The organism is Pseudomonas luteola NBRC 103146 (genome assembly GCF_002091675.1).
In the GTDB taxonomy this organism is placed as follows: Bacteria; Pseudomonadota; Gammaproteobacteria; order Pseudomonadales; family Pseudomonadaceae; genus Chryseomonas; species Chryseomonas luteola.
In genome coordinates this window covers 480,631-504,379 of the sequence record NZ_BDAE01000001.1, presented here as the reverse complement: position 1 = coordinate 504,379, position 23,749 = coordinate 480,631, and the positions used below count along the sequence as shown (strand labels likewise).

General features: G+C 59.0%; 16 protein-coding genes. 9 read left to right on the top strand and 7 right to left on the bottom strand.

Translation table 11 applies throughout. The annotated features are described in order from the left end of the window. The first annotated feature begins 2 nt into the window (after window positions 1-2). Window positions 3-917: a S66 peptidase family protein gene (locus PLU01S_RS02370; RefSeq protein WP_074821640.1), complete on the top strand. Its 915-nt coding sequence runs from the start codon at window positions 3-5 to the stop codon at window positions 915-917. A gap of 7 nt (window positions 918-924) precedes the next feature. On the opposite strand, the gene PLU01S_RS02365 is transcribed toward PLU01S_RS02370, so the two are convergent. Next, the gene (locus PLU01S_RS02365) at window positions 925-2,238 is read right to left on the bottom strand and encodes an ATP-binding protein (protein WP_074821627.1); all 1,314 of its coding nucleotides are present in this window, start codon (window positions 2,236-2,238) and stop codon (window positions 925-927) included. Between the two features lie 201 nt (window positions 2,239-2,439). On the opposite strand from PLU01S_RS02365, the gene PLU01S_RS02360 reads away from it, so the two are divergent. Further along, the gene (locus PLU01S_RS02360; RefSeq protein WP_219854971.1) at window positions 2,440-3,303 is read left to right on the top strand and encodes an undecaprenyl-diphosphate phosphatase; all 864 of its coding nucleotides are present in this window, start codon (window positions 2,440-2,442) and stop codon (window positions 3,301-3,303) included. A gap of 23 nt (window positions 3,304-3,326) precedes the next feature. Here the strand turns inward: PLU01S_RS02360 and ompR are convergent, their stop codons facing one another. Continuing rightward, window positions 3,327-4,058 carry an osmolarity response regulator transcription factor OmpR gene (ompR, locus tag PLU01S_RS02355; protein WP_010796726.1) on the bottom strand — a complete coding sequence of 244 codons (732 nt, stop codon included), beginning with the start codon at window positions 4,056-4,058 and terminating at the stop codon, window positions 3,327-3,329. Window positions 4,059-4,285: 227 nt separating this feature from the next. Here ompR and PLU01S_RS02350 point away from each other — a divergent pair, with 227 nt between their 5' ends. From PLU01S_RS02350 to gshA, 3 genes are all read left to right on the top strand, one after another. Beyond that, window positions 4,286-6,613 (top strand): Tex family protein, encoded by a 2,328-nt coding sequence (locus PLU01S_RS02350; RefSeq protein WP_074821621.1) that lies wholly within the window; start codon window positions 4,286-4,288, stop codon window positions 6,611-6,613. A gap of 1 nt (window position 6,614) precedes the next feature. Further along, on the top strand, window positions 6,615-6,998 hold the full coding sequence (locus tag PLU01S_RS02345) for a PaaI family thioesterase (RefSeq protein ID WP_074821619.1): 384 nt from the start codon (window positions 6,615-6,617) through the stop codon (window positions 6,996-6,998). A gap of 182 nt (window positions 6,999-7,180) precedes the next feature. Beyond that, on the top strand, window positions 7,181-8,764 hold the full coding sequence (gshA, locus tag PLU01S_RS02340; protein WP_074821610.1) for a glutamate--cysteine ligase: 1,584 nt from the start codon (window positions 7,181-7,183) through the stop codon (window positions 8,762-8,764). Window positions 8,765-8,801: 37 nt separating this feature from the next. Here the strand turns inward: gshA and argA are convergent, their stop codons facing one another. Next, window positions 8,802-10,103 carry an amino-acid N-acetyltransferase gene (argA, locus tag PLU01S_RS02335; protein ID WP_074821604.1) on the bottom strand — a complete coding sequence of 434 codons (1,302 nt, stop codon included), beginning with the start codon at window positions 10,101-10,103 and terminating at the stop codon, window positions 8,802-8,804. 75 nt (window positions 10,104-10,178) lie between these two features. After that, the gene (argE, locus tag PLU01S_RS02330; protein ID WP_074821597.1) at window positions 10,179-11,339 is read right to left on the bottom strand and encodes an acetylornithine deacetylase; all 1,161 of its coding nucleotides are present in this window, start codon (window positions 11,337-11,339) and stop codon (window positions 10,179-10,181) included. Window positions 11,340-11,582: 243 nt separating this feature from the next. Here argE and PLU01S_RS02325 point away from each other — a divergent pair, with 243 nt between their 5' ends. The 4 genes from PLU01S_RS02325 (at window position 11,583) to PLU01S_RS02310 (ending at window position 20,262) form a co-directional block, all read left to right on the top strand. Beyond that, window positions 11,583-12,935 (top strand): CYTH domain-containing protein, encoded by a 1,353-nt coding sequence (locus PLU01S_RS02325; protein WP_074821592.1) that lies wholly within the window; start codon window positions 11,583-11,585, stop codon window positions 12,933-12,935. A gap of 276 nt (window positions 12,936-13,211) precedes the next feature. Continuing rightward, on the top strand, window positions 13,212-14,993 hold the full coding sequence (gene tfpB / locus PLU01S_RS02320; protein ID WP_074821590.1) for a type IV pilus assembly ATPase TfpB: 1,782 nt from the start codon (window positions 13,212-13,214) through the stop codon (window positions 14,991-14,993). Window positions 14,994-15,111: 118 nt separating this feature from the next. Further along, the gene (locus PLU01S_RS02315) at window positions 15,112-19,824 is read left to right on the top strand and encodes a PAS domain S-box protein (RefSeq protein WP_159435091.1); all 4,713 of its coding nucleotides are present in this window, start codon (window positions 15,112-15,114) and stop codon (window positions 19,822-19,824) included. A gap of 123 nt (window positions 19,825-19,947) precedes the next feature. Next, window positions 19,948-20,262: a DUF2388 domain-containing protein gene (locus PLU01S_RS02310; RefSeq protein ID WP_010796716.1), complete on the top strand. Its 315-nt coding sequence runs from the start codon at window positions 19,948-19,950 to the stop codon at window positions 20,260-20,262. A gap of 63 nt (window positions 20,263-20,325) precedes the next feature. Here the strand turns inward: PLU01S_RS02310 and gcvH are convergent, their stop codons facing one another. From gcvH to PLU01S_RS02295, 3 genes are all read right to left on the bottom strand, one after another. After that, window positions 20,326-20,706 carry a glycine cleavage system protein GcvH gene (gene gcvH / locus PLU01S_RS02305; RefSeq protein WP_010796715.1) on the bottom strand — a complete coding sequence of 127 codons (381 nt, stop codon included), beginning with the start codon at window positions 20,704-20,706 and terminating at the stop codon, window positions 20,326-20,328. 120 nt (window positions 20,707-20,826) lie between these two features. Then, window positions 20,827-21,909, bottom strand: coding sequence for a glycine cleavage system aminomethyltransferase GcvT (gene gcvT, locus PLU01S_RS02300; protein ID WP_074821585.1), 1,083 nt, complete (start codon window positions 21,907-21,909; stop codon window positions 20,827-20,829). Window positions 21,910-22,031: 122 nt separating this feature from the next. Next, entirely contained in the window at window positions 22,032-23,642 is a 1,611-nt protein-coding gene (locus PLU01S_RS02295) for an ABC transporter permease (protein ID WP_074821582.1), read from the bottom strand. Window positions 23,643-23,749 lie beyond the last annotated feature (107 nt).

Genomic DNA, 23,749 nt, shown 5'->3' with positions numbered 1-23,749 from the left:
GGATGACAGGCAGCACGTCTCTTCTTGATGCCTCCAGCTTTGGAGGCAAGGTGGCGCTAATCGCACCAGCGGCGGCGATTGCCAACGATGCGCTGGAAACCACCTATGCTCGGCTGAGCGAAATGGGGGTTCCGTATGTTGCAGGCAAGCACGTACAAGCACGTCATCGCTACCTCGCAGGCACAGTAGACCAGCGCCTGGCCGATATTTATGCGGCCTTTGAGAATCCAGAGATCAAGGCAGTCTGGTGTCTGCGCGGCGGTTATGGGTGTGCTCAGCTCTTACCTCACATTGATTGGGAGCGCATCAGGCGGGCTGGCCCTAAACCGCTGATTGGTTTCTCCGATATCTCGATCATGCTCAGTGCCTTTCATCGGCAAAGTCTGCCTGCAGTACATGGTCCAGTGGCTACGGCATTGGCCAAACGATATGACGGTGAAGAACAGCTGCGTCATGAGGACTCGTTTCGCAGTCTCGATCGGCTGCTGAGAACGGCCGGAGGGCATCTGCCAGCCCAACCGGTCAATCACTCGCTCAAGTCCATACAAGGACCGCTGATTGGCGGCAACCTGACGGCACTGGCCAGTACCGAGGGTACCGGCTATGGACTGCATGCGCCTGAAGGCGCCATTCTGATCCTGGAGGATGTAGGTGAGCCGTACTATCGCATCGAGCGTAGCCTGTGGCAGCTATTGAACAGTATCGATAGCGCCAGGCTTGGCGCCGTATGCCTGGGCACCTTTACGGATTGCCCACGCAAGGGTGTGGTACACAGCCTTCAAGAGATTATTGCTGAATGGCTAGAGCCTTATGGTGTTCCGTTGTTCTCGGGTCTGCCTAGTGGACACGGCCCGGATAACCAAGCCTGGCCATATGGTCAGGAAGCCCGCCTCGATCATAACGGACTCCACTGGTAGCGTCAGATCAGCTGGCGGTACGAGGCAGCAGCAGGCCTAGTGGCAACAGGACGCGTGCCTCGACTCCGCCACCTTCACGATTACGCAGCTCTACGCTGCCACCATGTTGGGCGGCAATACGCCTGACGATGGCCAGCCCCAGCCCGGTACCAGAGCCGGTACGCGCCCGGTTGCCCCGAATGAAAGGATTGAAGATTTCCTCTATCTCACTGGGATCAATGCCCGGTCCCTGGTCCAGAACGCTCAGCACAACATAGGGCGCTGTCGAATCTCCACCTACGTGAGCCCTGACCTCCACGGCGCCGCCTCCATGCTTGAACGCATTTTCCAGGAGGTTGGTCAGCATCCGCTTGATCGACACACGCCGCAAAGCCACGGGCGGCACATCGGTCTGGGAGAGACGGACCCGCTCCTCATTCTGGTTGTAAGGCGCCACGGTTTCCTGAATCAGGTCATTCAGGTTCGTTTCTTCTAAAGGCTCATCGCGTCCATCACGTATAAATGCCAGGAACTGATCGAGAATCAGGTTCATATCCTCGATATCGCGGACCATGTCCTCCGTCATTTCGTCCATTTCAGGCAGCAATTCGACTGAGAGGCGTAGACGGGTAAGCGGAGTGCGCAGGTCGTGGGACACGCCGGCCAACATCAGCTCACGCTCGCGTCCAGCCTGCTCGACATCGTGAGCCATCTGATTGAAGGCATGATAGACCTCCATGATCTCGCTTGGCGCATCACTTTCCGGCAGGCGTACGCTATGCCCTTTACCCAGCTCGCGGGCGGCATAGACGAGCCGTTTGAGTGGCCGGTTCAGCTGGCCGACAAACACCCAGGCCACGGCGGTAGAAAACAGGCCAATCCCGAAGAACCAACCTAGCACACTCCAGATTCGCTGGCCTCGCAGGGGGTGAGCGTACAGCGGTATCTTGATCCAATCAGGCCCCAGCGATGGCGCCAGCACCCAAAGTGCAGGCCCCTGCTGTACACGAACCCTGACTTGGGTATCCGGACCCAGTTCCTGCTGCATCTGGCGGTCGAAAATTTCACTGTAAGGCCAATGATACTCACCCGCTGGCACCGTTTCCGGCGATTCATAGTGCAGCCCGGATGCCTGAGCGACAGCGGGACGGTCATCCGGATCAGCGGCCCAGTAGGCCCGCAACGTCAGTGCAGCGCCATGACTGTATTGGCGATCAACCAATACATCTTCGTTGAGCAGTAGGTAAACCAGCGTCAGCGCCTTGGAAAACAGTACGGCAATCAGAACCAGCCAGAGCGAGCGTGCGAAGAAGCTTTGAGGGAACCAGGCAGGCGTTTTCATAGTAACCACACGTCATTGACGCTCCGAGCATATTGCCACCCTATAAAGACTTGCTCCATAGAAAAGGCATCGATTTTGTTGAGTGACTGAACAAAACGGCTTTTTAAATGCCTCACAGCCTCGTTTCGCTAAGAAACACTTTGATACATTTGCCCGACTCTTTTCAAAGACCTCCCACACTGGAGATATTTCGTGTCCGATATGTGCCATACCGGCTTGGACATTGGCTTTGCTTCCCTTAGTTACGCCCAGGTTATTTTCCTAGGTGTTGTGCAGGGTATCACCGAGCTCCTGCCAATTTCCTCTACTGCTCACATGCGTGTCGTTCCAGCCCTGTTAGGTTGGCAAGATCCTGGTTCCGCCTTTTCCGCTGCAATGCAGATGGCAGCTCTGGCAGCTGTCATCAGTTATTTCTGGCGTGACGTCAGCTCCGTTACCACCGGCAGCGTCAATGCAATTCGTCATAAGGACTACAACAGTCGCGCCTTTGTCCTGGCCATGGCAATCATTCTGGCGACAATCCCTATCTGTGTGGTCGGGCTTGCGCTTTCCCCTGTGCTCAATGCCTGCGACTCGCCTTTACGGGGCTTGAATGTCATTGGCTATGCCTGTCTGGGCATGGCGGCGTTGCTGGCCATTGCCGAGCTGACCTGCAAGCACAAGCGCGACATGAGTGAAATGCGCCTGCGTGACGCCCTGATTGTTGGAATTGCACAGATTGGCGCGTTGATTCCAGGAGTATCCCGCTCCGGCTCGACATTGACTGCCGCCATGTTCCTCAACTTAAAGCGTGAAGAAGCAGCCCGCTTTTCTTTCCTGCTGGGCCTGCCCGCGATTGCCCTGGCTGGCTTGAAAGAACTGGTCGTGCTCTGGCATGCGTCCATCCCGGCAGAAGCCTGGTCGCTTCTGCTGGTAGGCATCCTGGTGGCAAGCCTTTCGGCGTTTGCTGCCATCTGGGGTCTGATGCGCTTTCTGGAACGCTTTTCGACCTGGATCTTCATTGTCTATCGAGCGCTGCTGGGCATCTTCCTGTTGGTAGGTGTTCACAACGGCTTGTTCGCCTGAAGGCGTCCCTAAGTGCCGGACTGTTACTTGTTGCCGTCCGGCACGAATACGTAGCCAACACCCCAGACCGTCTGGATATAGCGAGGCTTGGAGGGATCAGGCTCGATCATGCGGCGCAGACGGGAAATCTGTACATCGATCGACCGTTCTAGCGCATCCCACTCACGGCCACGTGCCAGGTTCATCAGCTTGTCACGGGTCAGCGGCTCGCGCGCATGCTGGACCAGTGCCTTGAGCACGGCAAATTCACCGGTGGTCAGCATATGCACTTCATCACCGCGTTTGAGTTCGCGGGTCGCCAGCGAAAGCTCATAATCACCAAAGGTTACGACGGCATCTTCGCTGCCCGGTGCGCCCGGAACCTGGGGTGCTTGCCGGCGCAGAACGGCCTTGATACGAGCCAGAAGTTCGCGAGGGTTGAAAGGCTTGGCCAGATAGTCATCGGCGCCCTGCTCAAGCCCCTGGATGCGACTGCCCTCATCGCCCTTGGCCGTCAGCATGATGATCGGGATCTGGTTGTTCTGCTCACGCAGACGGGCACAGGCCGACATACCGTCTTCGCCCGGCATCATCAAATCCAGCACGACTAGATGGAAAAGCTCACGGGACATCAGGCGGTCCATCTGCTCGGTGCTTTCCACGGTACGCACACGGTAGCCCTGCTCGGCCAGAAAACGCTCGAGCAGGCGACGCAGACGAGCATCGTCATCTACGACCAGAATCTTTTCACCTTCCGTAACGGGGGTGGTGCTCATGTCAACTCCTTCAAATAGGGAAGTGGATTATGGCGCAGGCCTCGTCCGCAGAGGGACAGTCCATTGTTAGCAGATTTTTCCTGAGAATGGGGGATTAGCCTGCATAAGAAGTTGAAAGCACACACTTATCCTTGGCAAATTGCCGCAGCGCGTTGATACCCGACGGGTATAATGCAGCGCTTCAAGCCTGCCGGTCAGGCCCGCTTCTCTGGTTTTCAGGTGGTTTCATGGACAGTATCAACTCCCGCATCGCCGAAGAGCTCGGCGTCCGCCCACAACAGGTCGCCGCAGCCGTGGCGCTGCTTGATGAGGGATCGACGGTTCCTTTCATCGCCCGTTATAGAAAAGAAGTCACCGGCAGCCTTGACGATACGCACCTGCGTCATCTGGAAGAGCGCCTGCGCTACCTGCGCGAACTGGAAGAGCGTCGCACTGCGATCCTGGCCAGCATTGACGAGCAGGGTAAACTTACGCCGGAGCTAGCCCGCGAAATCAAGCAGGCCGATACTAAGACCCGTCTTGAAGACCTTTACCTGCCCTATAAGCAGAAGCGTCGTACCAAGGGCCAAATCGCCCTGGAAGCCGGCCTTGGCCCGCTGGCGGATGCCCTGCTCAATGATCCAATGCTTTCTCCCGAGACCGAAGCCGCTGGCTATGTAGATGCGGACAAAGCCGTCGCCGATGTAAAGGCGGCCCTGGAGGGTGCCAAATACATTCTGATGGAGCGTTTTGCCGAAGATGCCGACCTCCTGGAAAAGCTGCGCGCATTCCTGAAGCAGGAAGCGACACTTTCAGCTCGTCTGGTGACCGGAAAGGAGCAGGAAGGCGCCAAGTTCAGCGACTATTTCGAACACGACGAGCTTTTCAGGAATGTACCGTCCCACCGAGCTTTGGCGATCTTCCGTGGCCGCAACGAAGGCATCTTGAGCGCCTCGCTCAAGGTAGGCGATGAAGCACCCGGGACCATGCACCCCTGCGAGGTAATGATTGCCGAGCATTTCGGGGTGAAGAACCAGAATCGCGCAGCAGACAAATGGCTGGCGGAAGTCGTGCGTTGGACCTGGAAGGTCAAGCTGTACACCTCGCTGGAAACCGATTTGCTGGGTGAACTGCGTGAAAAGGCTGAGGATGATGCCATCAGCGTATTTGCACGCAACCTGCATGACCTGTTACTGGCGGCACCAGCTGGCCCACGCGCCACGCTGGGTCTGGACCCGGGCCTGCGGACAGGCGTGAAAGTCGCCGTAGTCGACTCAACCGGCAAGCTGCTGACCACCGATACCGTGTACCCGCACGCCCCGAAAAACCAGTGGGACCAGACCATCGATACGCTGGCGAAGCTATGTGCCAAGCACGGCGTCGATCTGATTGCCATTGGCAACGGCACGGCTAGCCGCGAGACCGACAAACTGGCGGGTGAGCTGATCAAGAAATACCCGGGCCTCAAGATGACCAAGATCATGGTCAGCGAAGCCGGCGCCTCGGTTTACTCGGCCTCCGAGCTCGCCGCCAAGGAATTTCCGGATTTGGATGTTTCTTTGCGTGGCGCTGTATCTATCGCTCGCCGCTTGCAGGATCCGCTGGCTGAGCTGGTCAAGATCGAGCCCAAGTCCATTGGCGTGGGCCAGTACCAGCATGACGTCTCACAACTCAAGCTGGCCCGTAGCCTGGATGCTGTGGTGGAAGACTGCGTAAACGCCGTGGGCGTAGACGTGAACACGGCTTCGGCGGCGCTGCTGGCCCGTATCTCCGGTCTGAACGCAACGCTGGCGCAGAATATCGTGGCCTACCGCGACCTGAATGGTGCTTTCAAGTCCCGCCACGAGCTGAAGAAAGTGAGTCGCCTGGGAGACAAGACATTCGAGCAGGCTGCCGGCTTCCTGCGGGTCATGAGCGGCAACAATCCACTGGATGCCTCTGGCGTTCACCCGGAAGCCTACCCTGTCGTCGAGCGCATCGCTGCCGATACCGGCCGTGATATTCGCTCCCTGATCGGAGATTCCAGCTTCCTGAAGCGCCTGGACCCGAAGAAATTTACCGATGAAACCTTTGGCCTGCCAACCGTGACGGATATCCTGAGCGAGCTGGACAAGCCGGGGCGAGACCCGCGGCCCGAGTTCAAGACAGCGGAATTCCAGGAAGGCGTTGAATCCCTCAAGGATCTCAAGCCCGGCATGGTTCTCGAAGGTGTCGTAACCAACGTGACCAACTTTGGTGCGTTTGTCGATATCGGTGTACACCAGGACGGCTTGGTACACATCAGCGCCTTGTCCGAGAAGTTTGTCAAAGACCCCTACGAAGTGGTCAAGGCAGGCGATATCGTGAAGGTCAAGGTCATGGAAGTGGACATTCCCCGTAACCGTGTGGGTCTGTCCATGCGCATGAGCGATACGCCTGGTGAAAAGGTCGAAGGCCAACGTGGCGGGCAACCCCGCAGCGGCAAGCCTGGCAACAACCCATCACGTGACCGTAATGCATCCAATAACGAAAGCAAGCCTGCTGCCAGCGGTGCCATGGCAGCACTGTTTGCCAATGCTAAACAATTGAGGAAGTAACATGAGCCAGTCCGTGGCAGGTAATGACAGTGCGTTCAGCCAGCTGCTGGGGATGCGTATCCTCAAAGCCGAGCGGGGAGAATCCGAAGTCCGGATGAGCATGCAGGACAAGCTGCTCAATCTGCACGGCAAGATGCATGGTGGCGCGTTGTTCTCGCTGATCGATACAGCGCTTGGGCAGGCGAGCCACAGCCTGTTCGAGGGCAAGCCGGGCAGCGTGACCCTGGAGTGCAAGGTCAACTACATTCGGGGCGTCAGCGACGGTGAAATCGTCTGCCGCGCCAAGGTGATCCATCCCGGGCGCAAGACGCACGTCATCGAAGCAGAAGTGCATCAGAACGACAAACTGGTGGCTAAAGCCCAGGCAACGTTCGCCTGCCTGTAATGCGTTCGCCCGGCGTGCTCTGCGCCGGGCTTTTACCCTGCCACAACGGCGATCGTACCCGCGGTGCACTTCGTCCACTTTCGGATGCAACCGCGGTAGGCCTATTGAAGTCTATTCGACAGACTTGTACACCGGCTCACTCATCCCCATAGTGGGGCCACTGTCGAGTGAAGGAAAACATCTTGAGCGATATCTTGACCCGCCGCCTGGCCCTGCTCGGCGATTCTGCCCATCTGTCGCTGTTGACTGAGTGTCAGCACGGCATCGAACGTGAAACCCTGCGTGTGGACGAGCACGGCCAATTGGCTCAGACACCTCATCCGGCAGCCCTGGGCTCGGCTCTGACTCACCCTCAGATCACGACGGACTACTCCGAAGCCCTGCTTGAATTCATTACTCCCACGGCGCATGACCCTGCCAAGGTGCTTGAGCAGCTCGACATCATTCACCGCTTCGCTACGCGACAGCTTGACGGTGAGCTCCTGTGGAGCCCGTCGATGCCGTGCCCGCTGCCGGAGGAAGAGCAGATTCCGATTGCCCATTATGGCGATTCCCATATCGGCAAGCTCAAGCATGTCTACCGCCGCGGGCTGGCCGTGCGCTACGGTCGGACCATGCAGTGCATTGCTGGTATCCATTACAACTTTTCGCTACCGGAAACGCTCTGGCCCTTGTTACGCCAGGCCGAAGGCGATACCCGTAGCGATCGTGACTACCAGTCCTCCCGCTATATTGCGCTGATCCGTAACTTCCGCCGTTACAGCTGGATGCTGATGTACCTGTTCGGTGCCTCCCCTGCGCTGGATGTCGGATTTATGCGTGGCCGCCCGCATCAACTGGAGACCTTTGATGCCGACACGTTGTACCTGCCGTACGCGACCAGTCTGCGCATGAGCGACCTGGGCTATCAGAGCGAGGCGCAAGCCAGCCTGACGCCGTGTTACAACGACCTGCAGAGCTACACGGAGAGCCTGCGCAAGGCAGTGGCGACGCCCTACCCGCCTTACGCTGAAATCGGCACTCACCGCGATGGTGAATGGGTGCAGCTCAACACCAATATCCTGCAGATTGAAAACGAGTATTACTCGAACATCCGGCCCAAGCGGGTTACCCGTACGGGCGAGCGTCCCGTCCAGGCACTGATTGCTCGGGGCGTGCAGTACATCGAAGTCCGGTGCCTGGATATCAACCCGTTCCTGCCATTGGGCATCGACGTGATGGAGTCACGCTTCCTGGATGCGTTCCTGCTGTTCTGCGCCCTTGAGGAAAGCCCGCCGCTGAACGGCGAGTGTGGCGAATGTACGCAGAATTTTACCAAGGTTGTGAAGGAAGGCCGCAAGCCAGGCCTGTTCCTACAACGCCAGGGCGCCCCGATTTCGATGTTGGACTGGGCCGAGCGGCTGCTGGGCTGCATTGATCGCTGTGCCAAACTGCTGGATACCGCCTACGGTGGCAGCGCCTACCATGTATCAGTCGAAGAGCAGCGCCACAAGTTTATCAACCCGGCCCTAACGCCTTCGGCTCGAGTCCTGGCTGAAATGCGCGAGCATGGCGAAAGCTTTGCCGAATTCTCTCTGCGACAGAGCAAGGTCCACGCTGACTATTTCCGCCAGGCTGAGCTAAGCCCCGAACAGCAGGCCCTTTTCGAGCAGATGGCAGAACAGTCATTGAAGGACCAAGAAGAACTGGAGACTGCCGACCAAGGCGACTTCGATACCTTTGCGGCAGCCTACCAAGCCAGCATCCTCGGCACGCTGAGCGTGTAGCGTTCGGGCTCTGGCCGGGCTGTCCGGCCAGAATCACCTATAGCGCTTTTTCAAAGATCTTTGAGTTGCGCTGATAGTTGTACAGCGATGCACGGGCACTGGGCAGTCGATCGACGCTGCTGGGCTCAAAGCCTCGCTCGCGAAACCAGTGAGCCGTGCGGGTCGTCAGGACGAACAGGGTCTTGATGCCCTGAGCGCGGGCCCTCTGCTCGATGCGTTCCAGCAACTCGTCCCCCCGCCCACCATGTCGATAGTCGGGATTGACCGCCAGACAGGCCAGCTCGCCTGCGTTTGAATCAGCGATCGGATACAGCGCGGCACAGGCGATAATGAGCCCTTCCCGCTCGACGATACTGAACTTGTCGATCTCACGCTCCAGCACTTCCCGCGAGCGGCGTACCAGAATCCCCTGTTCTTCCAGCGGACGGATCAGTTCGATCAGACCGCCCACATCGCCAATATCCGCCTCGCGAATGGACTCGAACTGCTCCTGCGCCACCAGCGTGCCGCTACCGCTGCGGGTAAAGAGCTCGTTGAGCAGTGCGCCATCCTCGGCGTAGCTCACGATATGCGTGCGGCGCACCCCACCCCGGCAGGCCTGAGCGGCCGCATCCAGCAGCTCCGCCTGGTAGTTGCCACTGCCAAGCCGCTCCAGGTGCGGCGGCACTTGTTGAGGACGTAGCTCACGGATCAGGTTGCCTTCGGCATCCAGCAGACCTTGCTCGGCACCGTAGAGCACCAGCTTGTCGGCGGCCAGATCGACAGCGGCACGGGTCGCAACGTCTTCACAGGCAATATTAAAAATCTCCCCGGTGGGCGAATACCCCAGCGGTGACAGCAGCACAATAGTGCGCTCATCTAGAAGACGACTGATGCCCTTGCGGTCGATGCGGCGGACCTCACCGGTATGGTGAAAATCGACACCGTCATGGATACCGTAGGGTCGCGCGGTGACGAGGTTGCCGCTGGCTACCCGCAATCGCGCGCCCTGCATGGGGGAGGCAGCCATGTCCATGGACAGACGGGCCTCGATGGACAGGCGCAGACTGCCCACGGCATCGATCACGCACTCCAGCGTCGCAGCGTCGGTGATGCGCAGGTCACGGTGAAAGCGTGGGGCAATTCCGCGCGCAGCCAGTCGCGTCTCGATCTGTGGCCGCGAGCCATGCACCAGTACCAGGCGCACACCCAGGCTGTGCAGCAGCACGAGGTCGTGGACGATATTGCCGAAATTTGGATGCTCCAGCCCGTCGCCAGGCAGCATGACCACAAAGGTCCGGTCACGGTGAGCATTAATGTAGGGAGACGCGTGGCGAAGCCAATTAACGTAATCGTGCATTAAAGAGAAAACCTTGTGCAGCAAAAGTAAAAGGTGAACGGTGAGGGCTCGTTCATCGTCGTCGCAGCAACACGGTCACTCCTTGGCTATTGGTAGCGTTATGCAGTAATGGTGAATCAATTGACGAAGCACCTTTACGGTTGGTTCGATCTGGGAAAGCTCCAGATGTTCGTCTGGCTGATGGGCGCAGGCAATATTTCCAGGCCCCATGACCAACGTCTCGATCCCCAGCTGTTGAAGATACGGCGCTTCGGTGCCAAAGGCTACCGCCTGGGCCTCGCAGCCGGTGAGTTGTTCGGCGATGCGGACCAGTTCGCTGGTAGCTGACTGCTCGAAGGGTGGAACCGCCGGAAACAAGGGTTGGTAGTCGATCTTGACGGCATGGCGCTCTGCAATCGGTCTCAGCCGCCCCTTGATCAGATTGCGCAGCTCGTCCGCCTGCATGCCCGGCAGGGGACGCAGGTCAAACTCCAACGCACACTGCCCGCAGATCCGGTTGGGATTGTCACCACCGTGGATACAGCCCAGATTCAGGGTCGGCTGCGGCACGTTGAAAAAAGGGTTGTGGTGCTCATGCTGCCACTGCTGCCGCAGTGCCATGAGTTCGCCCATGACGGCATGCATGGCCTCCATGGCGCTTCGCCCAAGGCTCGGGTCAGAAGAATGGCCGCTCTGCCCCAGGATATCGATACGCTCCATCATGATGCCTTTGTGCATGCGGATGGGCCTGAGACTGGTCGGCTCGCCGATCACCGCGGCACGTCCCAATGGTCTGCCTGCCTCGGCGATCGCCCGGGCGCCGTCCATGGAGCATTCTTCATCACAGGTCGCCAGGATGATCAGGGGATGACGGAACGGCTGGTCGATCAGCGTACGAACCGCCTCGATCACCAAGGCGAAAAAGCCCTTCATGTCGCAGCTACCCAACCCATACCAACGATCATCCGCCTCGCGTAGTGTTAGCGGGTCGCTGGCCCAGAGCGGCTCATCGTAAGGCACGGTGTCAGTATGCCCGGATAGAACCAGCCCACCCGGTCCGCTGCCATAGGTCGCGATCAGGTTGTATTTTCCGGGCAGAATCTCCTGGGTCTCACAGCGAAAGCCCAGATCCCCCAACCAGCTCGACAACTGCGTAATGACGCCCGCGTTGGACTGGTCTAGCTGTGGTTGTGTGCAACTGACGGACGATTCGGCCAACAAGGCCTTGAATTGCTGTTTGAGCGCGGGGATGGGCATAGGCGTACTCCTTCGGCTAGTTCCCATCTTAGAGTGCTGAATGACCGGGTCAACGCCGCTCCTCGAAAAGATGACGCCAGCACCATGCGAATCTCCTGTCATGGGCCGCAGGGTTAGATACACTGATACCCAATCAGTCGACTCATAGCCCAGCGAGCCTTGCCGGCCTAGCTATACCGCTGCGCCAAGGCGCCGGTCGAACGCTTCACTTCACAGATCTTTCAGGCACCAGACCTTTTTGCCATGGCCAAAGAAACCGAAATCAAATTACGCGCGACTCCCGAAACCCTTGCTGCCCTGCGTGAGCACCCTGTGCTGAAAAAACGCAACAAGGAAGGTTGGAAGCGCCGCGAGCTGTACAACCAATACTACGACACCGACACCCGTGAGCTGGCCCATGCCCGAGTGGCGCTGCGGGTCCGTCGCGATGGTGACCAGTACATCCAGACCCTCAAGAGCCGCGGCCAGAGCGTGGCAGGCCTGTCCGAGCGCAACGAGTGGGAGTGGAACCTGAGCGGTCCAGACCTGGACACTAGCCTGCTGGGCCCTGAATGCTGGCCAGCGGCTCTGGCTGATCTGGACAAACACCAGCTCAAGCCGATATTCACAACCGATTTCACTCGCGACTATGCCGATATCGCATGGGAACGCGGCAAGAGCCGTGCTGTAGTCGAGGCAGCGCTGGACCAGGGTGCGGTCCTGGCTGGCGAACATCAGGAAGCCATCTGCGAGCTGGAGCTTGAGCTGCGCGAGGGCGAGCCGGCCGATCTTCTTGAGCTGGCTGAACAGCTGGCGGCTGACCTGCCGCTAATGCCTTGCGACATCAGCAAGGCCGAACGCGGCTATCGCCTGCACGATGCAGCCAGCTACACCCTGCATCTAACGCCCCCTACCCTGACGGCGGAAACCACCCTGGATGACGCATTCGCAGCCATTGCCTGGCACCTGCTTGGCAGCAGCCAGCGTCTGGCAGAACAATACCGCTGGAATGGCCACTGGCGTCTGCTTGTGGAGTGGGTACATCAACTCGTCGACCTACGGGCGCTGCTGAGCAGTCTGGGCCAGGCAGTTCCCCGTACGTCCAGCCGTGACCTGCGTCAGGCACTGGACGCGCTGCTGGCGGATTGGAAAAAGTTTGCAACCATTGGCCAAGAAGATGAAGAAGCACGTCAGCAGGCACCAGAGCGCTTTGCCAACGAGCTGGCAAAGCCACGCTGGGGCCACTTCTCGTTGGTGGCGGCCCGGTGGCTGCATGATCGTCGCTGGACAGAAGCCCGTAATGACCGAGGCAACAAGCTAGGCCAGCTGTCGTTGGGCAAGTGGTTGCCCCGAACCTTGAGCGAAGAGGCTGATGCCATTCCTCTTCAGCGCGGCATGAACCAGCCCGAGCTGGTAGCAGAGCAGTTGCCACGCGTCGAGCGTATGCTGGTCTGGCTACGCCTCGCCCGTCCGGTGCTTGACCTGCCCGAAACGGATCGTCTCTATGGCGAGCTTGCCAAGCTGCCAGCGCTGATCGCCCATGAGCAACACGACGCAGTAGCCAGCCAGGCACGAACGCTTATTTCACTGCCAGCCTGGAAAGCCCTGCCCCGCTAATCAGACAGCATGGCGCACTGGCCCTGATGGCGGTGCGCCATGATTTCACCGCGACGGCGCTGTTCATATAATGATCAGCCATCCTCTGGGCGCCTCTCTGGCGCTCATTGACGTATCGTCGGACGCACCGAACTTCCTATAGCCTAAAGGCTCAGCTGTGTATAAGCGGCCGAGCGCAAGCCTGACGATCAAACGAAACTGCTGTCTGCCGTTATCCGTACGGCCAGGCGCTCCGATCGAAGGTTAAAGCAGTACATTACAGACGAGGAGACCTGCATGTCCGCTATCGCATCCCCCGCTCAGGACCGTTGGCTGGAGCTCTCCGACGTCCTGCGTGAATTGGTTACACAAGGTCGGATCGACCAGCAGGCCGCCGAGCAATGTCTGACCATTCGCCGCGGCGCTAATAATCCCCAGCAGCACCCGCTCGAATTTCTGGCCGCCCAGAACGTAGAGGATTTGAAGCGTCCCGGGAAGAAACTGGACCTGGAAACCCTGACTCAGTGGCTGGCAGAGTTTTCTGGCCAGCCCTACTTCCGAATCGATCCGTTGAAGATTGACGTAGCCTCGATCACGCCACTGATGTCCTATGCTTTTGCCCAGCGCAACAAGATCCTGGCGGTGGCCGTTGCTCCCGATGAGGTGACCATTGCCAGCGCCCAGCCGTTTGTCAGCAGCTGGGAAAGCAACCTCACCCATGTGCTCAAGCGACCCATCAAGCGTGTGGTGGCCAACCCTGTCGACATTCAACGCTACACACAGGAGTTCTTCCGCCTGGCCAAATCGGTCAGCGGCGCTTCGGCAGTCGAGCAGCGCGGCATCAACGTCGGCAACTTCGAACAGCTGGTCAACCTGGGCGCCAGCGATCAGGAGCCGGACGCCAACGATGCCCACATCGTTAACATCGTGGACTGGCTATTCCAGTACGCCTTCCAACAGCGCGCCAGTGATATTCACGTAGAGCCGCGCCGTGACCAGGGTACCGTTCGCTTTCGTATTGACGGCGTGCTCCATAGCGTTTACCAGTTTCCAGCGCAGGTAACCCTGGCAGTTATCAGCCGCATCAAGAACCTGGGCCGCATGAATGTGGCCGAGAAGCGCAAGCCGCAGGACGGTCGCGTCAAGACGCGTATGCCCGGCGACAAAGAAGTGGAACTACGCCTTTCCACCATGCCGACCGCCTTTGGCGAAAAGCTGGTGATGCGTATCTTCGACCCTGATGTGTTGCTCAAGAGTTTTGACCAGCTGGGCTTTTCGGCCGATGACCTGCGCCGCTGGTCCGCCATGACCGGCCAGCCCAACGGCATTATCCTGGTAACCGGTCCGACCGGCTCAGGCAAGACCACGACGCTGTACACCACGCTCAAGCAGCTGGCGACGCCGGAAGTCAACGTGTGCACCATCGAGGATCCGATCGAAATGGTCGAGGACTCGTTCAATCAGATGCAGGTGCAACACAATATCGATGTGAATTTCGCCAGCGGTGTGCGTGCTCTGATGCGTCAGGACCCCGATATCATCATGATCGGTGAGATCCGCGACCTGGAGACGGCAGAGATGGCCATCCAGGCAGCCCTCACCGGCCACCTGGTGCTCTCCACCCTGCACACCAACGATGCGCCCAGCTCCATCAGCCGCCTGATCGAGCTGGGCGTGCCCTATTATCTGATTCGGGCAACGGTGCTGGGCGTCATGGCGCAGCGTCTGGTGCGGACACTCTGCCCCCACTGCAAGGCGCCGATCGAGCTCAACGAGCAGGACTGGCAGGAGCTTACCCGCCCCTGGAGCGCGCCGCTTCCCACCGGTGCCATGCAGCCCGTAGGCTGTTCCGAATGCCGTGATACGGGCTATCGAGGCCGGGCTGGCGTGTACGAGATCATGGTGCTTTCGGATGCGACCCGACAGTTGATTTCACCGGATACCGATATCACGGCGCTGCGTCGACAGGCCTTCAAAGAGGGCATGCGAAGCCTTCGTCTTTCCGGTGCGCAAAAAATTGCGGCAGGTTTGACTACTATGGAAGAAGTCCTCCGCGTTACACCACAAAGCGAGCGATGAATGATCTATGAACTTCGCCAAAAAAGGGTATCACTGCATAATGAAGTGACGCAGAATGGAAATTCCCTGATGTTGTATATGGGTTTTATGGACGATGACGAATCATGCGGAGCCTGTGTTGAGTAATGCCCCCGTACTGCCAACAGGCTGGAGCGAACGCGAGCGACTCGCGGAGCTTGACCGTTACGACATCCTCGACGCCCCCTCCGAGCCCGCCTTTGACGATATCGTTCAGCTAGCCTCGCAGATCTGCCATGCGCCCATCGCTGTCATCAACCTGATTGCCGAGAATCGGGAATGGTTTCTGGCTGAAAAAGGCTTTGGCGTGCGGGAGATGCCTTTGCATCTCTCCATTTGCGCCAAGACCATTGAGCACCCAGGCCCGGTGGTGATTCCCGATCTACGTGGGGATGATCGCTTCGCCAGCAATCCGCTCGTCAAGACCGCAGACGGTCTGCGCTTCTATGCCGGCGTTCCGCTGGTGTCATCTGCCGGCATACCGCTTGGAACGCTGTGTGTGCTGGACTGGCAGCCTCGCGTTCTGACTGCAGCCCAGACGCAATCCCTTGAGGCACTTGGCCGGCAGGTCATGCAGCTCCTGGATCTGCGCCTGGTGAAGGCTGCGTACGAACGCAGCGAGTCGATGAATCGTCAGCTGATGCATAACCAGCCGGGTCAGGCACTGCTGATTCTGGATAACCAGGGGCGCATACTGGCCTGCAACCCTGGCGCCGAATCGGCCCTGGGTTGGGATGAGCATGAGTTGAGCGGACAGTCGCTGGAACTGCTCTTCACGGCCGAAGACCAAGCCCGCCAGCTTCCCCAGACCTTGCTGATCTACGCTCGGCAACAAGGGCATCATCAGGGCGAAGGGCTTTACCTGCGCAAGGACAAGCACATCCTGCAGGCCAGCTACAGTCTCCACGCCTTGCAGGCCGAGCGGGACGAGACCAACGGATTCCTTCTGACCCTGCAAGACCTTACAGCTGAACGCCTGCAACAGCGGACAGCGGAGCAAAACGAAGCCCGCTACCGGGCTTTAATGGATGTCAGCCCACAGATCGTCTGGTTTGGTGACCGCCACGGTTTCATGGAATACACCAACCGCTATTGGTACACCTATACCGGCCTTGACCCGGACGACATGAATCCAGACAGCTGGATGCGAGCGGTCCATCCGGATCATATCCAGCGCGTCAAAAGCACCTGGCGTGACACCATCCTTCGCCGTACAGCCGCCAAGATCGAGGCGCCCTTCCGTGCCGCAGACGGCCAATACCGCTGGTTTGAAGCGCGCGTCACCCCGGCGTTCAACGCAGCCGGCGAAATCGAGCGCTGGGTGGGTGTGGCGCTGGACATTGATGACCGCAAGCGGGCAGAAGCGGCGCGCCTTGAAAGCGAAGCCTTCACACGCCTCTTGATCGACTCGATCAGCGAAGGGTTCTACTCTGTAGATCAGCAGGGCAGGACCACACTGTGCAATGAGGCGTTCTTGCGCATGTTGGGCTTTGCTGACCGCAGCCAGGTTCTCGGGCGAGCCCTGCACGGCATCATCCACCACAGCCGTGCAGACGGGACGCCGCTCCCAGAAACCGAATGCCCGATTTTCCAAACAGCCAACACCGGCACGCCCCACCATATCGAGCAGGATTGGTTTTTCCGCCAGGACGGTAGCCGCTTCCCCGTCGAATACCGCTCCGAGCCCATCTGGCGTGACGGCGAGCTGCAGGGCGCCATCTGCACGTTCATGGATATCAGCGAGCGGATTCGTACCCACGACCGCCAGCGCTTCCTGCTTGAACTGGGGGACCGCCTGCACGGCACCCTGACGCCTACCGACGTGGCCGACGCCCTGGGCCAAAGTCTTGGCAACGTACTGGGCGTACAGCGTATCGGCTATGCGCTGCTCGACCGCTTTGGCGCGCTTAATGCCGAGAGCAGCTGGAACGATAATAGTGTTACTCCAGAAATCGGCAGCTTTTCGCTCAGTGACTTCAGTGCGGATTTGAATGCCGACCTGATTAGCGGTGCGATTATCGTGGTAGACGATACGGCTACCGATCCACGTACTCATGCCCAGCGGGAAAATCTCGAACAATGGGCCATTCGCGCCATGATGCTGGTTCCCCAGCATGACAAGGGCCAGCTCAAGGGCGTGCTGTATGTCCATGCCAGCACCCCGCACAGCTGGTCGGCCGAAGATATTGCGCTGGTTCGCGAAGTGGCTGAACGCATCCGTGTAGTTGTCGAGCGTACCCGTGCTGCAGAAGACCTGCGGCTGGCTGAACAACGGATCAGCCTTGCCGTCGATGTCGCGGCGCTGGGCGTCTGGGATTACGATATCGACCGCGATGTGATCACCTGGGACAACCGAATCACCGAGATGACCGGTATTCCAGCCAGCGCCTCCCGCAGCGTGACCGATCTGCTCATCAACATTCTGCACCCGGAGGACAGCGAGAGCGTCCAGGCTATGTTCAGGACGGCTACCGCTGGCGATAGCGATAGCGAAGCACAATTGGAATTTCGCGTACGCGCCCATAGCAGCACCGAACCGGTCTGGCTAAGCGTGAGAGGCCGCCGTGTGACCGACCCGGATGGCACCCGCCGCATCATTGGCATTGAGCGAGACATCAGCAAGGAGCGCCGGAATGCTGATGCGCTCAACGCCATCAATCGCGAGCTCACTCGCCAGATTCAGGAGCGCACCGCTGCCGCCGAGCGACAAACGGCGCTGATCGAGCTGGGTGACGCCCTGCGTGAAGCAAGCGACACCGATGATATCGGCGGTATTGTCTCCCACACCCTCGCGCACATCCTGAATGTTTCACGGGTTGGTTATGCCCAAGTCGAGCCTGATGGTGAAACCGCCGTTGTTACCCATGACTGGAGCCATAGTACAACTAGCCTGACCGGTACGTTCCATATTAGTGACTACGGCACCTACCTTGACGAACTGCAGCGGGGCGAGGCTGTTGTGGTTCAGGATGTCGAGCAGGATCCGCGCACCCGGGACTATCAAGCCTTGTATGAGCCCAACGATGTTAGGGCCTTTGTCAGCGTCCCTCTGATCGAGCATGGCCGCTTTGCAGCCTATCTGTTCATCTGCGATAACCAGGTACGCTCCTGGTCCAATGAGGAAGTCAGCTTTTTGCGCGATATCGCCGATCGCGTCTGGGCGGCTATCGAGCGGGCTCACTCTGAACAGGCGCTCCGGCAGAGCGAGGCGCGCTTCCGGCTGATGGCGGACAACGCACCGGCCCTGATCTGGGCCGTAGATGCCGAAGGTAACACCCTCCTCGTCAACAGCCGCTACGAACGCGAGTATGGCCTTTCTTATGAAAGTGCCCGGGACGGTGGATGGACACGCATGATTTTCGAGGAAGACCGCGAACACTGCGTTGCCGAGTACCAGCAGGCCTTCGAAGCGCGTCAACTCTACCGCAGTGAAATACGGATGCGAGACATCCAAGGTGAGGTTCGCTGGTTACGCTGCGAGGCCGTCCCCCGCTTCGACGACAAAGGCGGGTTCCTGGGTTACATCGGCTGTAATGTCGACATTACCGAGGCACGTCTAGCAACCGATGCCCTGGAAGCCAAGATTGCCGAGCGTACGCAAGAGCTGGGCGAAAGCCATACACGACTCATTACGGAAATCTATGAGCGTGAACGTGCAGAAGAGGCCTTGCGCCAGTCCCAGAAGATGGAAGCCATCGGCCAGCTTACCGGTGGAATCGCACACGATTTCAATAATATGCTGACCGGAATCGTCGGAGCGCTCGATCTTATCCGCATGCGTGTCATCAGTGGCCGTACCGATGATCTGGATCGCTACATCAATGCCGCCACAGCTTCAGCCGACCGAGCCTCGGCGTTGACCCATCGGTTGCTGGCATTTGCCCGCCGTCAAACCCTGGATACGAAGCCGGTCAATCTGAACGAGCTTATCGATTCCCTGCGTGATCTGTTCGTCCGCACCGTAGGCGAGCAGATCAAAATCCGAACACACCTGGACACTGAGCTGTGGATGGCATTCAGCGATGCCCACCAGCTTGAAAATGCCTTGCTCAATCTGGTCATCAACGCGCGCGATGCTATGCCGGATGGCGGTGACCTGAGCATCGAGACCTCAAATGTTACCCTGGACGCCGAAACGGCACGACGTGAAACCATCGAACCGGGCGATTACATTCGTATCCAGGTCAAAGATACCGGCCAAGGCATGACACCCGAAGTCATGACCAAGGCATTCGAGCCGTTCTTTACCACCAAGCCCTCTGGACAAGGTACTGGGCTTGGTCTGGCGATGATCTACGGTTTTATCAAGCAATCCGGCGGAAACGTACGGATCGATAGTGAAGTGGGACGAGGAACAGCCATCACCTTGTTGTTGCCGCGCCACCTCGACCCTGTAATGGAAACTCTCGTGACCGAAACACCCCATGGAATGCCCCGCGCCCAGGAGGGCCAGACGGTACTGGTGGTCGAGGACGAGGCGGCGGTACGCATGATCGTACTCGAAGTGCTGTCCGAGCTTGGCTACACCGCCTTCGAGGCCGGCGATGCCGAACAGGCCATTCCTCTCCTCCAGAGCGACCAGCGAATCGATCTCCTGGTAAGTGATGTGGGGCTGCCCGGCATGAATGGCCGCCAGCTGGCAGAGGTGGCGCGCAAGCACCGACCGAATCTGAAAGTCCTGTTCATTACCGGTTATGCCAAGAATGCCGAGATCCGTAGCCAATTCCTGGGCAAGGATATGGACATGCTGACCAAGCCCTTCGATATCGATGCATTGGCCAGCAAGATCCACGAAATGATTCAGGCGCCCTAAAGCTAGAACCAAGTACCCGCTCGAAAGCCAAGCGGCTCACGTCCTTTGAAGGCACTTTGCCTTCAAAGGAACTCGTTTGGCCCGCGCCTTATCTAAAGGGAACCTTTAGAAGGAGATGTTGCTATGCGCCTCAAGAAGTTTGCATTGGTTCCCCTTGTACTGCTGCCGTTTGCTGCCGGATCTGCCATGGCCGATGCCAAATTCTGGCGTCATGTCGCCACCTCGGGAGCGACAACCGGCTCGACCTACCTGAGCAGCCGTGACGACCACAAGATGGTCATTGCAACCCAGGACGACGCCAGCGCCTTCCTCGCGAGCAATGGTGAAATTCGCGGTCCTTACCTGGAAGCCGCCCTGCGCGAAATGCGCAACGCAACGCCAGGAAGCTCCGCCAGCGATATCGACCTGGCGACCAAGATCCTGACGGCCCAGCAGTAAAACCATGCGGCCATGAAAAAGCCCCGCCGGAATCGCCCGGCGGGGCTTTTTCTTTCAATGGGATCAGTCGTTAGCAGCGCTATAGGCGTCGGCATCCATCAGCTTGTCCAGCTCAGCCGTATCGCTGGGCTTGAGCTTGAAGAACCACGCCGTATAGGCGTCGGCATTGACTTGCTCAGGCGCATCAGCCAGCGCCTCGTTTACAGCGATGACCTCACCGGAAACCGGTGCATAGATATCCGATGCTGCCTTTACCGATTCCACAACGCCTGCTTCCTGACCAGCCGCCAATGTTTTGCCAACTTCAGGCAGCTCGATGAACACAACATCACCCAACGCCTCCTGCGCATGGTCGGTAATGCCGACCGTGATAGTGCCATCGCTTTCCTGGCGGGCCCACTCGTGACTGGATGCATAGCGAAGTTCAGCGGGAATCGTGCTCATGTTCGGCTCCTTGTAAGGCAATCGGCTAATCGTTATAGCCCAAGCGTAGCGTGTCGAATGGTCTGCTCGCCACGCCTGACGTGAAAAAAGCGCAAAATAGCCGATTACCTGTCAACGTGCTCAAATAAGTGTCTTGCCAAAACGTACAAAACACGGCTTGACCACACGCACCGGCAGCCATTTCCCACGAATCTCGACCTCAGCCCGGTCCCCTGTCTCTACCGGTACTCGGGCCAGCGCAATGGACTTGCCCAGGGTAGGCGCATAGCTGCCGCTGGTGATCTCGCCTTCGCCACAACCGGCGATACGTACCACCTGATGCGCGCGCAACACACCTCGCTCCTCCAGTACCAGGCCGACCAGCCGTGAGCGGGGTCCGGCATCACGCTCTTCCTCAAGGGCCTTGCGGCCAATGAAATCACGTCCTTCCGGTGCCCAGGCAATGGTCCAGTCCAGATTGGAGGCCAGAGGAGAGACATGCTCATCCATCTCATGACCATACAAGTTCAAACCGGCTTCCAGGCGTAACGTATCGCGCGCCCCCAACCCCACCGGCCCAATTCCGGCCCCTACTAGCTCATTCATAAAACTGACGACTTCATCCGCAGGCAGGATGATCTCCAGTCCGTCCTCGCCGGTATAGCCGGTCCGGGCAATGAACCATTGCCCCTCCGGCATGGCCTGGAACGGCTTGAGTGAGCGAATCAGCTCGGCGCGTTCCGGCGAGACTACATCCGCAACTTTTTCACGGGCCTCTGGACCTTGAATGGCCAGGATAGCCAGCTCCGGGCGGGGCGTGAGAGTAACGGCGTATCCCTCGGACTGCACGTCCAGCCAAATGAGCACCTTTTCACGGGTCGAAGCATTGGTAACCAGTCGATAGCCCTGTTCGAGGCGATACAGGATCAGATCGTCCACCACGCCGCCATGGGCGTTGAGCATGATGGAGTACAGCGCCTTGCCCGGCGCGGAAAGACGCGCCACGTCACCGACCAGCAGGCGGGAGAGATAGCTTTCAGCCTGCGCACCGTCGATATCGACAATGGTCATATGGGAGACATCGAACACACCACAGTCACGCCGCACCTGATGATGCTCTTCGACTTGCGATCCATAGTGCAGCGGCATATCCCAGCCACCGAAATCCACAAGCTTGGCGCCCAGGGCCACATGCAAGTCGTAAAGCGGGGTGCGCTGTCCCATGGGGATCTCCTTGTTGTCCGGCTGGCTGCAGCGGCCGGCATTGTAGTCGTTCGAGATGACAAGCGGGCGTTTGAATTTCTCCCGTCTGTCTTGATGGCAGACACAGACCGCGGCAGACGCGATCAGTGCCGTGCCGAACGACGAATCAGTCCAATGACCGGCAACAACCCTACCAGGACCAGCGTCAGAGCCGGCAGCGCCGCACGCGGCCATTCGCCTTCACTGGTCATCTCGAAGATCCGTACAGCCAGTGTGTCCCAGCCGAACGGGCGCATCAGCAGCGTGGCGGGCATCTCCTTGAGTACATCCACGAAGACCAACAAGGCAGCCGACAGCGCTCCTGGCGTCAGCAGTGGAAGATACACACGAATGAACAGCCCCAGTCCGCCGATACCCAGGCTTCGGGAAGCCTCCGGTAACGACCGCCGGATACGCGCCAGAGCGGATTCCAGCGGCCCGTAAGCGACTGCCAGAAAGCGGATCAGATAAGCCAGCAGCAGCGCACCCAGACTTCCCAGAAGAAGCGGCTTGCCCGCACCGCCAAGCCATTGAGACATCGGCACGATCAGCTCACGGTCCAGCAGACTGAAGGCTAGCATGATAGCCACCGCCAGTACCGAGCCCGGCAGTGCATAGCCCAGGTTGGCGAGCCCGATAGCGGAGCGAACCGTGCGGCGCGGCGCCTGACGACGAGCAAACACCAGCAGCAACCCTACGCCTACGGCCAGCAGCGCGGCAATCAGCCCCAGCCCCAGGCTATGCAGGATCAAACCGACATAGCGCTCATCCAGATCGAAACGGCCACGCTGCCAGAACCAGACGACCAGCTGCACGACCGGAACGGCAAAGGCGCAGGCAAAAACAAGGCTGCACCAGCCCGTGGCAAGAATTGCCTTCCAGCCTGTCAGCCGATACAGCGCGCCGCTACGAGCCCGTTCATTGGCGGGCCGGGCTACGCCACGCAGTCTGCGCTCTCCCAGCAGCACCACACCGACCCCAAGCAGGAGCAGACTGGCCAGCTGGGCCGCGCTGGAGAGGCTGAAAAAGCCATACCACGTCTTGTAGATTGCCGTGGTGAACGTGTCGAAATTGAATACCGAAACAGCACCGAAATCGGCCAGCGTCTCCATGATGGCCAATGCCAGACCAGCACCAATGGCCGGCCAGGCCATTGGCAAAGCAATCCGCCAGAAGGCCTGCCAGGGCGAAAGCCCCAGTGTGCGGGCCGCCTCTGTAAGCCCTCTGCCCTGCGCCAGAAAGGCGCTGCGGGCCAAAAGATACACGTAGGGATAGAACACCAGCACCAGGACGATGATGACACCGCCCGTTGATCGCACTGGTGGAAACCGCAGGCGCATGTGAAACAGCTCGCGCAGAAAGCTCTGTACGGGACCGGAAAAATCCAGCAGCCCCACGAATACGAACGCCAATACATAGGCTGGGATCGCAAAGGGCAACATTAGGGCCCAATCCAGCCAACGCCGGCCTGGAAACTCGCAAAGGCTGGTCAGCCAAGCCAGGCTTACCCCCAACAGTGTGACGCCCACCCCAACGCCAATCAGAAGCATCACGGTATTGCCTAGCAGGCGGGGCAGCTGCGTGCTCCACAGGTGCGACCAGATCTCGGTATCGATGTGCTGCCAGCTAAGCAGGAGCACGCACAGTGGCATGAGCACCAGACCTGCTGCCATGAAGGCAATGACATACCAGCGGCGAGCAGCGAAATGAGACACGGGATATACCTGAAAGCAGTCCAAGGGCGTGCGGTCTAGGCATCGCCTCAGGACGGTATGGCAGTAGATTTGTAACTGACAGGGCTGGGCGCACCGCGTGATAGCGG

What these genes read in the sequence shown, in the direction of transcription:
- PLU01S_RS02370 (WP_074821640.1), top strand. Translation starts at nt 3, where the DNA reads ATGACAGGCAGCACGTCTCTTCTTGATGCCTCCAGCTTTGGAGGCAAG.
- PLU01S_RS02310 (WP_010796716.1), top strand. Translation starts at nt 19,948, where the DNA reads ATGCGCCTCAAGAAGTTTGCATTGGTTCCCCTTGTACTGCTGCCGTTT.
- argE (WP_074821597.1), bottom strand. Translation starts at nt 11,339, where the DNA reads ATGCCCATCCCCGCGCTCAAACAGCAATTCAAGGCCTTGTTGGCCGAA.
- gcvT (WP_074821585.1), bottom strand. Translation starts at nt 21,909, where the DNA reads ATGGGACAGCGCACCCCGCTTTACGACTTGCATGTGGCCCTGGGCGCC.
- PLU01S_RS02365 (WP_074821627.1), bottom strand. Translation starts at nt 2,238, where the DNA reads ATGAAAACGCCTGCCTGGTTCCCTCAAAGCTTCTTCGCACGCTCGCTC.
- PLU01S_RS02360 (WP_219854971.1), top strand. Translation starts at nt 2,440, where the DNA reads ATGTGCCATACCGGCTTGGACATTGGCTTTGCTTCCCTTAGTTACGCC.
- ompR (WP_010796726.1), bottom strand. Translation starts at nt 4,058, where the DNA reads ATGAGCACCACCCCCGTTACGGAAGGTGAAAAGATTCTGGTCGTAGAT.
- argA (WP_074821604.1), bottom strand. Translation starts at nt 10,103, where the DNA reads ATGCACGATTACGTTAATTGGCTTCGCCACGCGTCTCCCTACATTAAT.
- PLU01S_RS02345 (WP_074821619.1), top strand. Translation starts at nt 6,615, where the DNA reads ATGAGCCAGTCCGTGGCAGGTAATGACAGTGCGTTCAGCCAGCTGCTG.
- PLU01S_RS02350 (WP_074821621.1), top strand. Translation starts at nt 4,286, where the DNA reads ATGGACAGTATCAACTCCCGCATCGCCGAAGAGCTCGGCGTCCGCCCA.
- PLU01S_RS02325 (WP_074821592.1), top strand. Translation starts at nt 11,583, where the DNA reads ATGGCCAAAGAAACCGAAATCAAATTACGCGCGACTCCCGAAACCCTT.
- gcvH (WP_010796715.1), bottom strand. Translation starts at nt 20,706, where the DNA reads ATGAGCACGATTCCCGCTGAACTTCGCTATGCATCCAGTCACGAGTGG.
- tfpB (WP_074821590.1), top strand. Translation starts at nt 13,212, where the DNA reads ATGTCCGCTATCGCATCCCCCGCTCAGGACCGTTGGCTGGAGCTCTCC.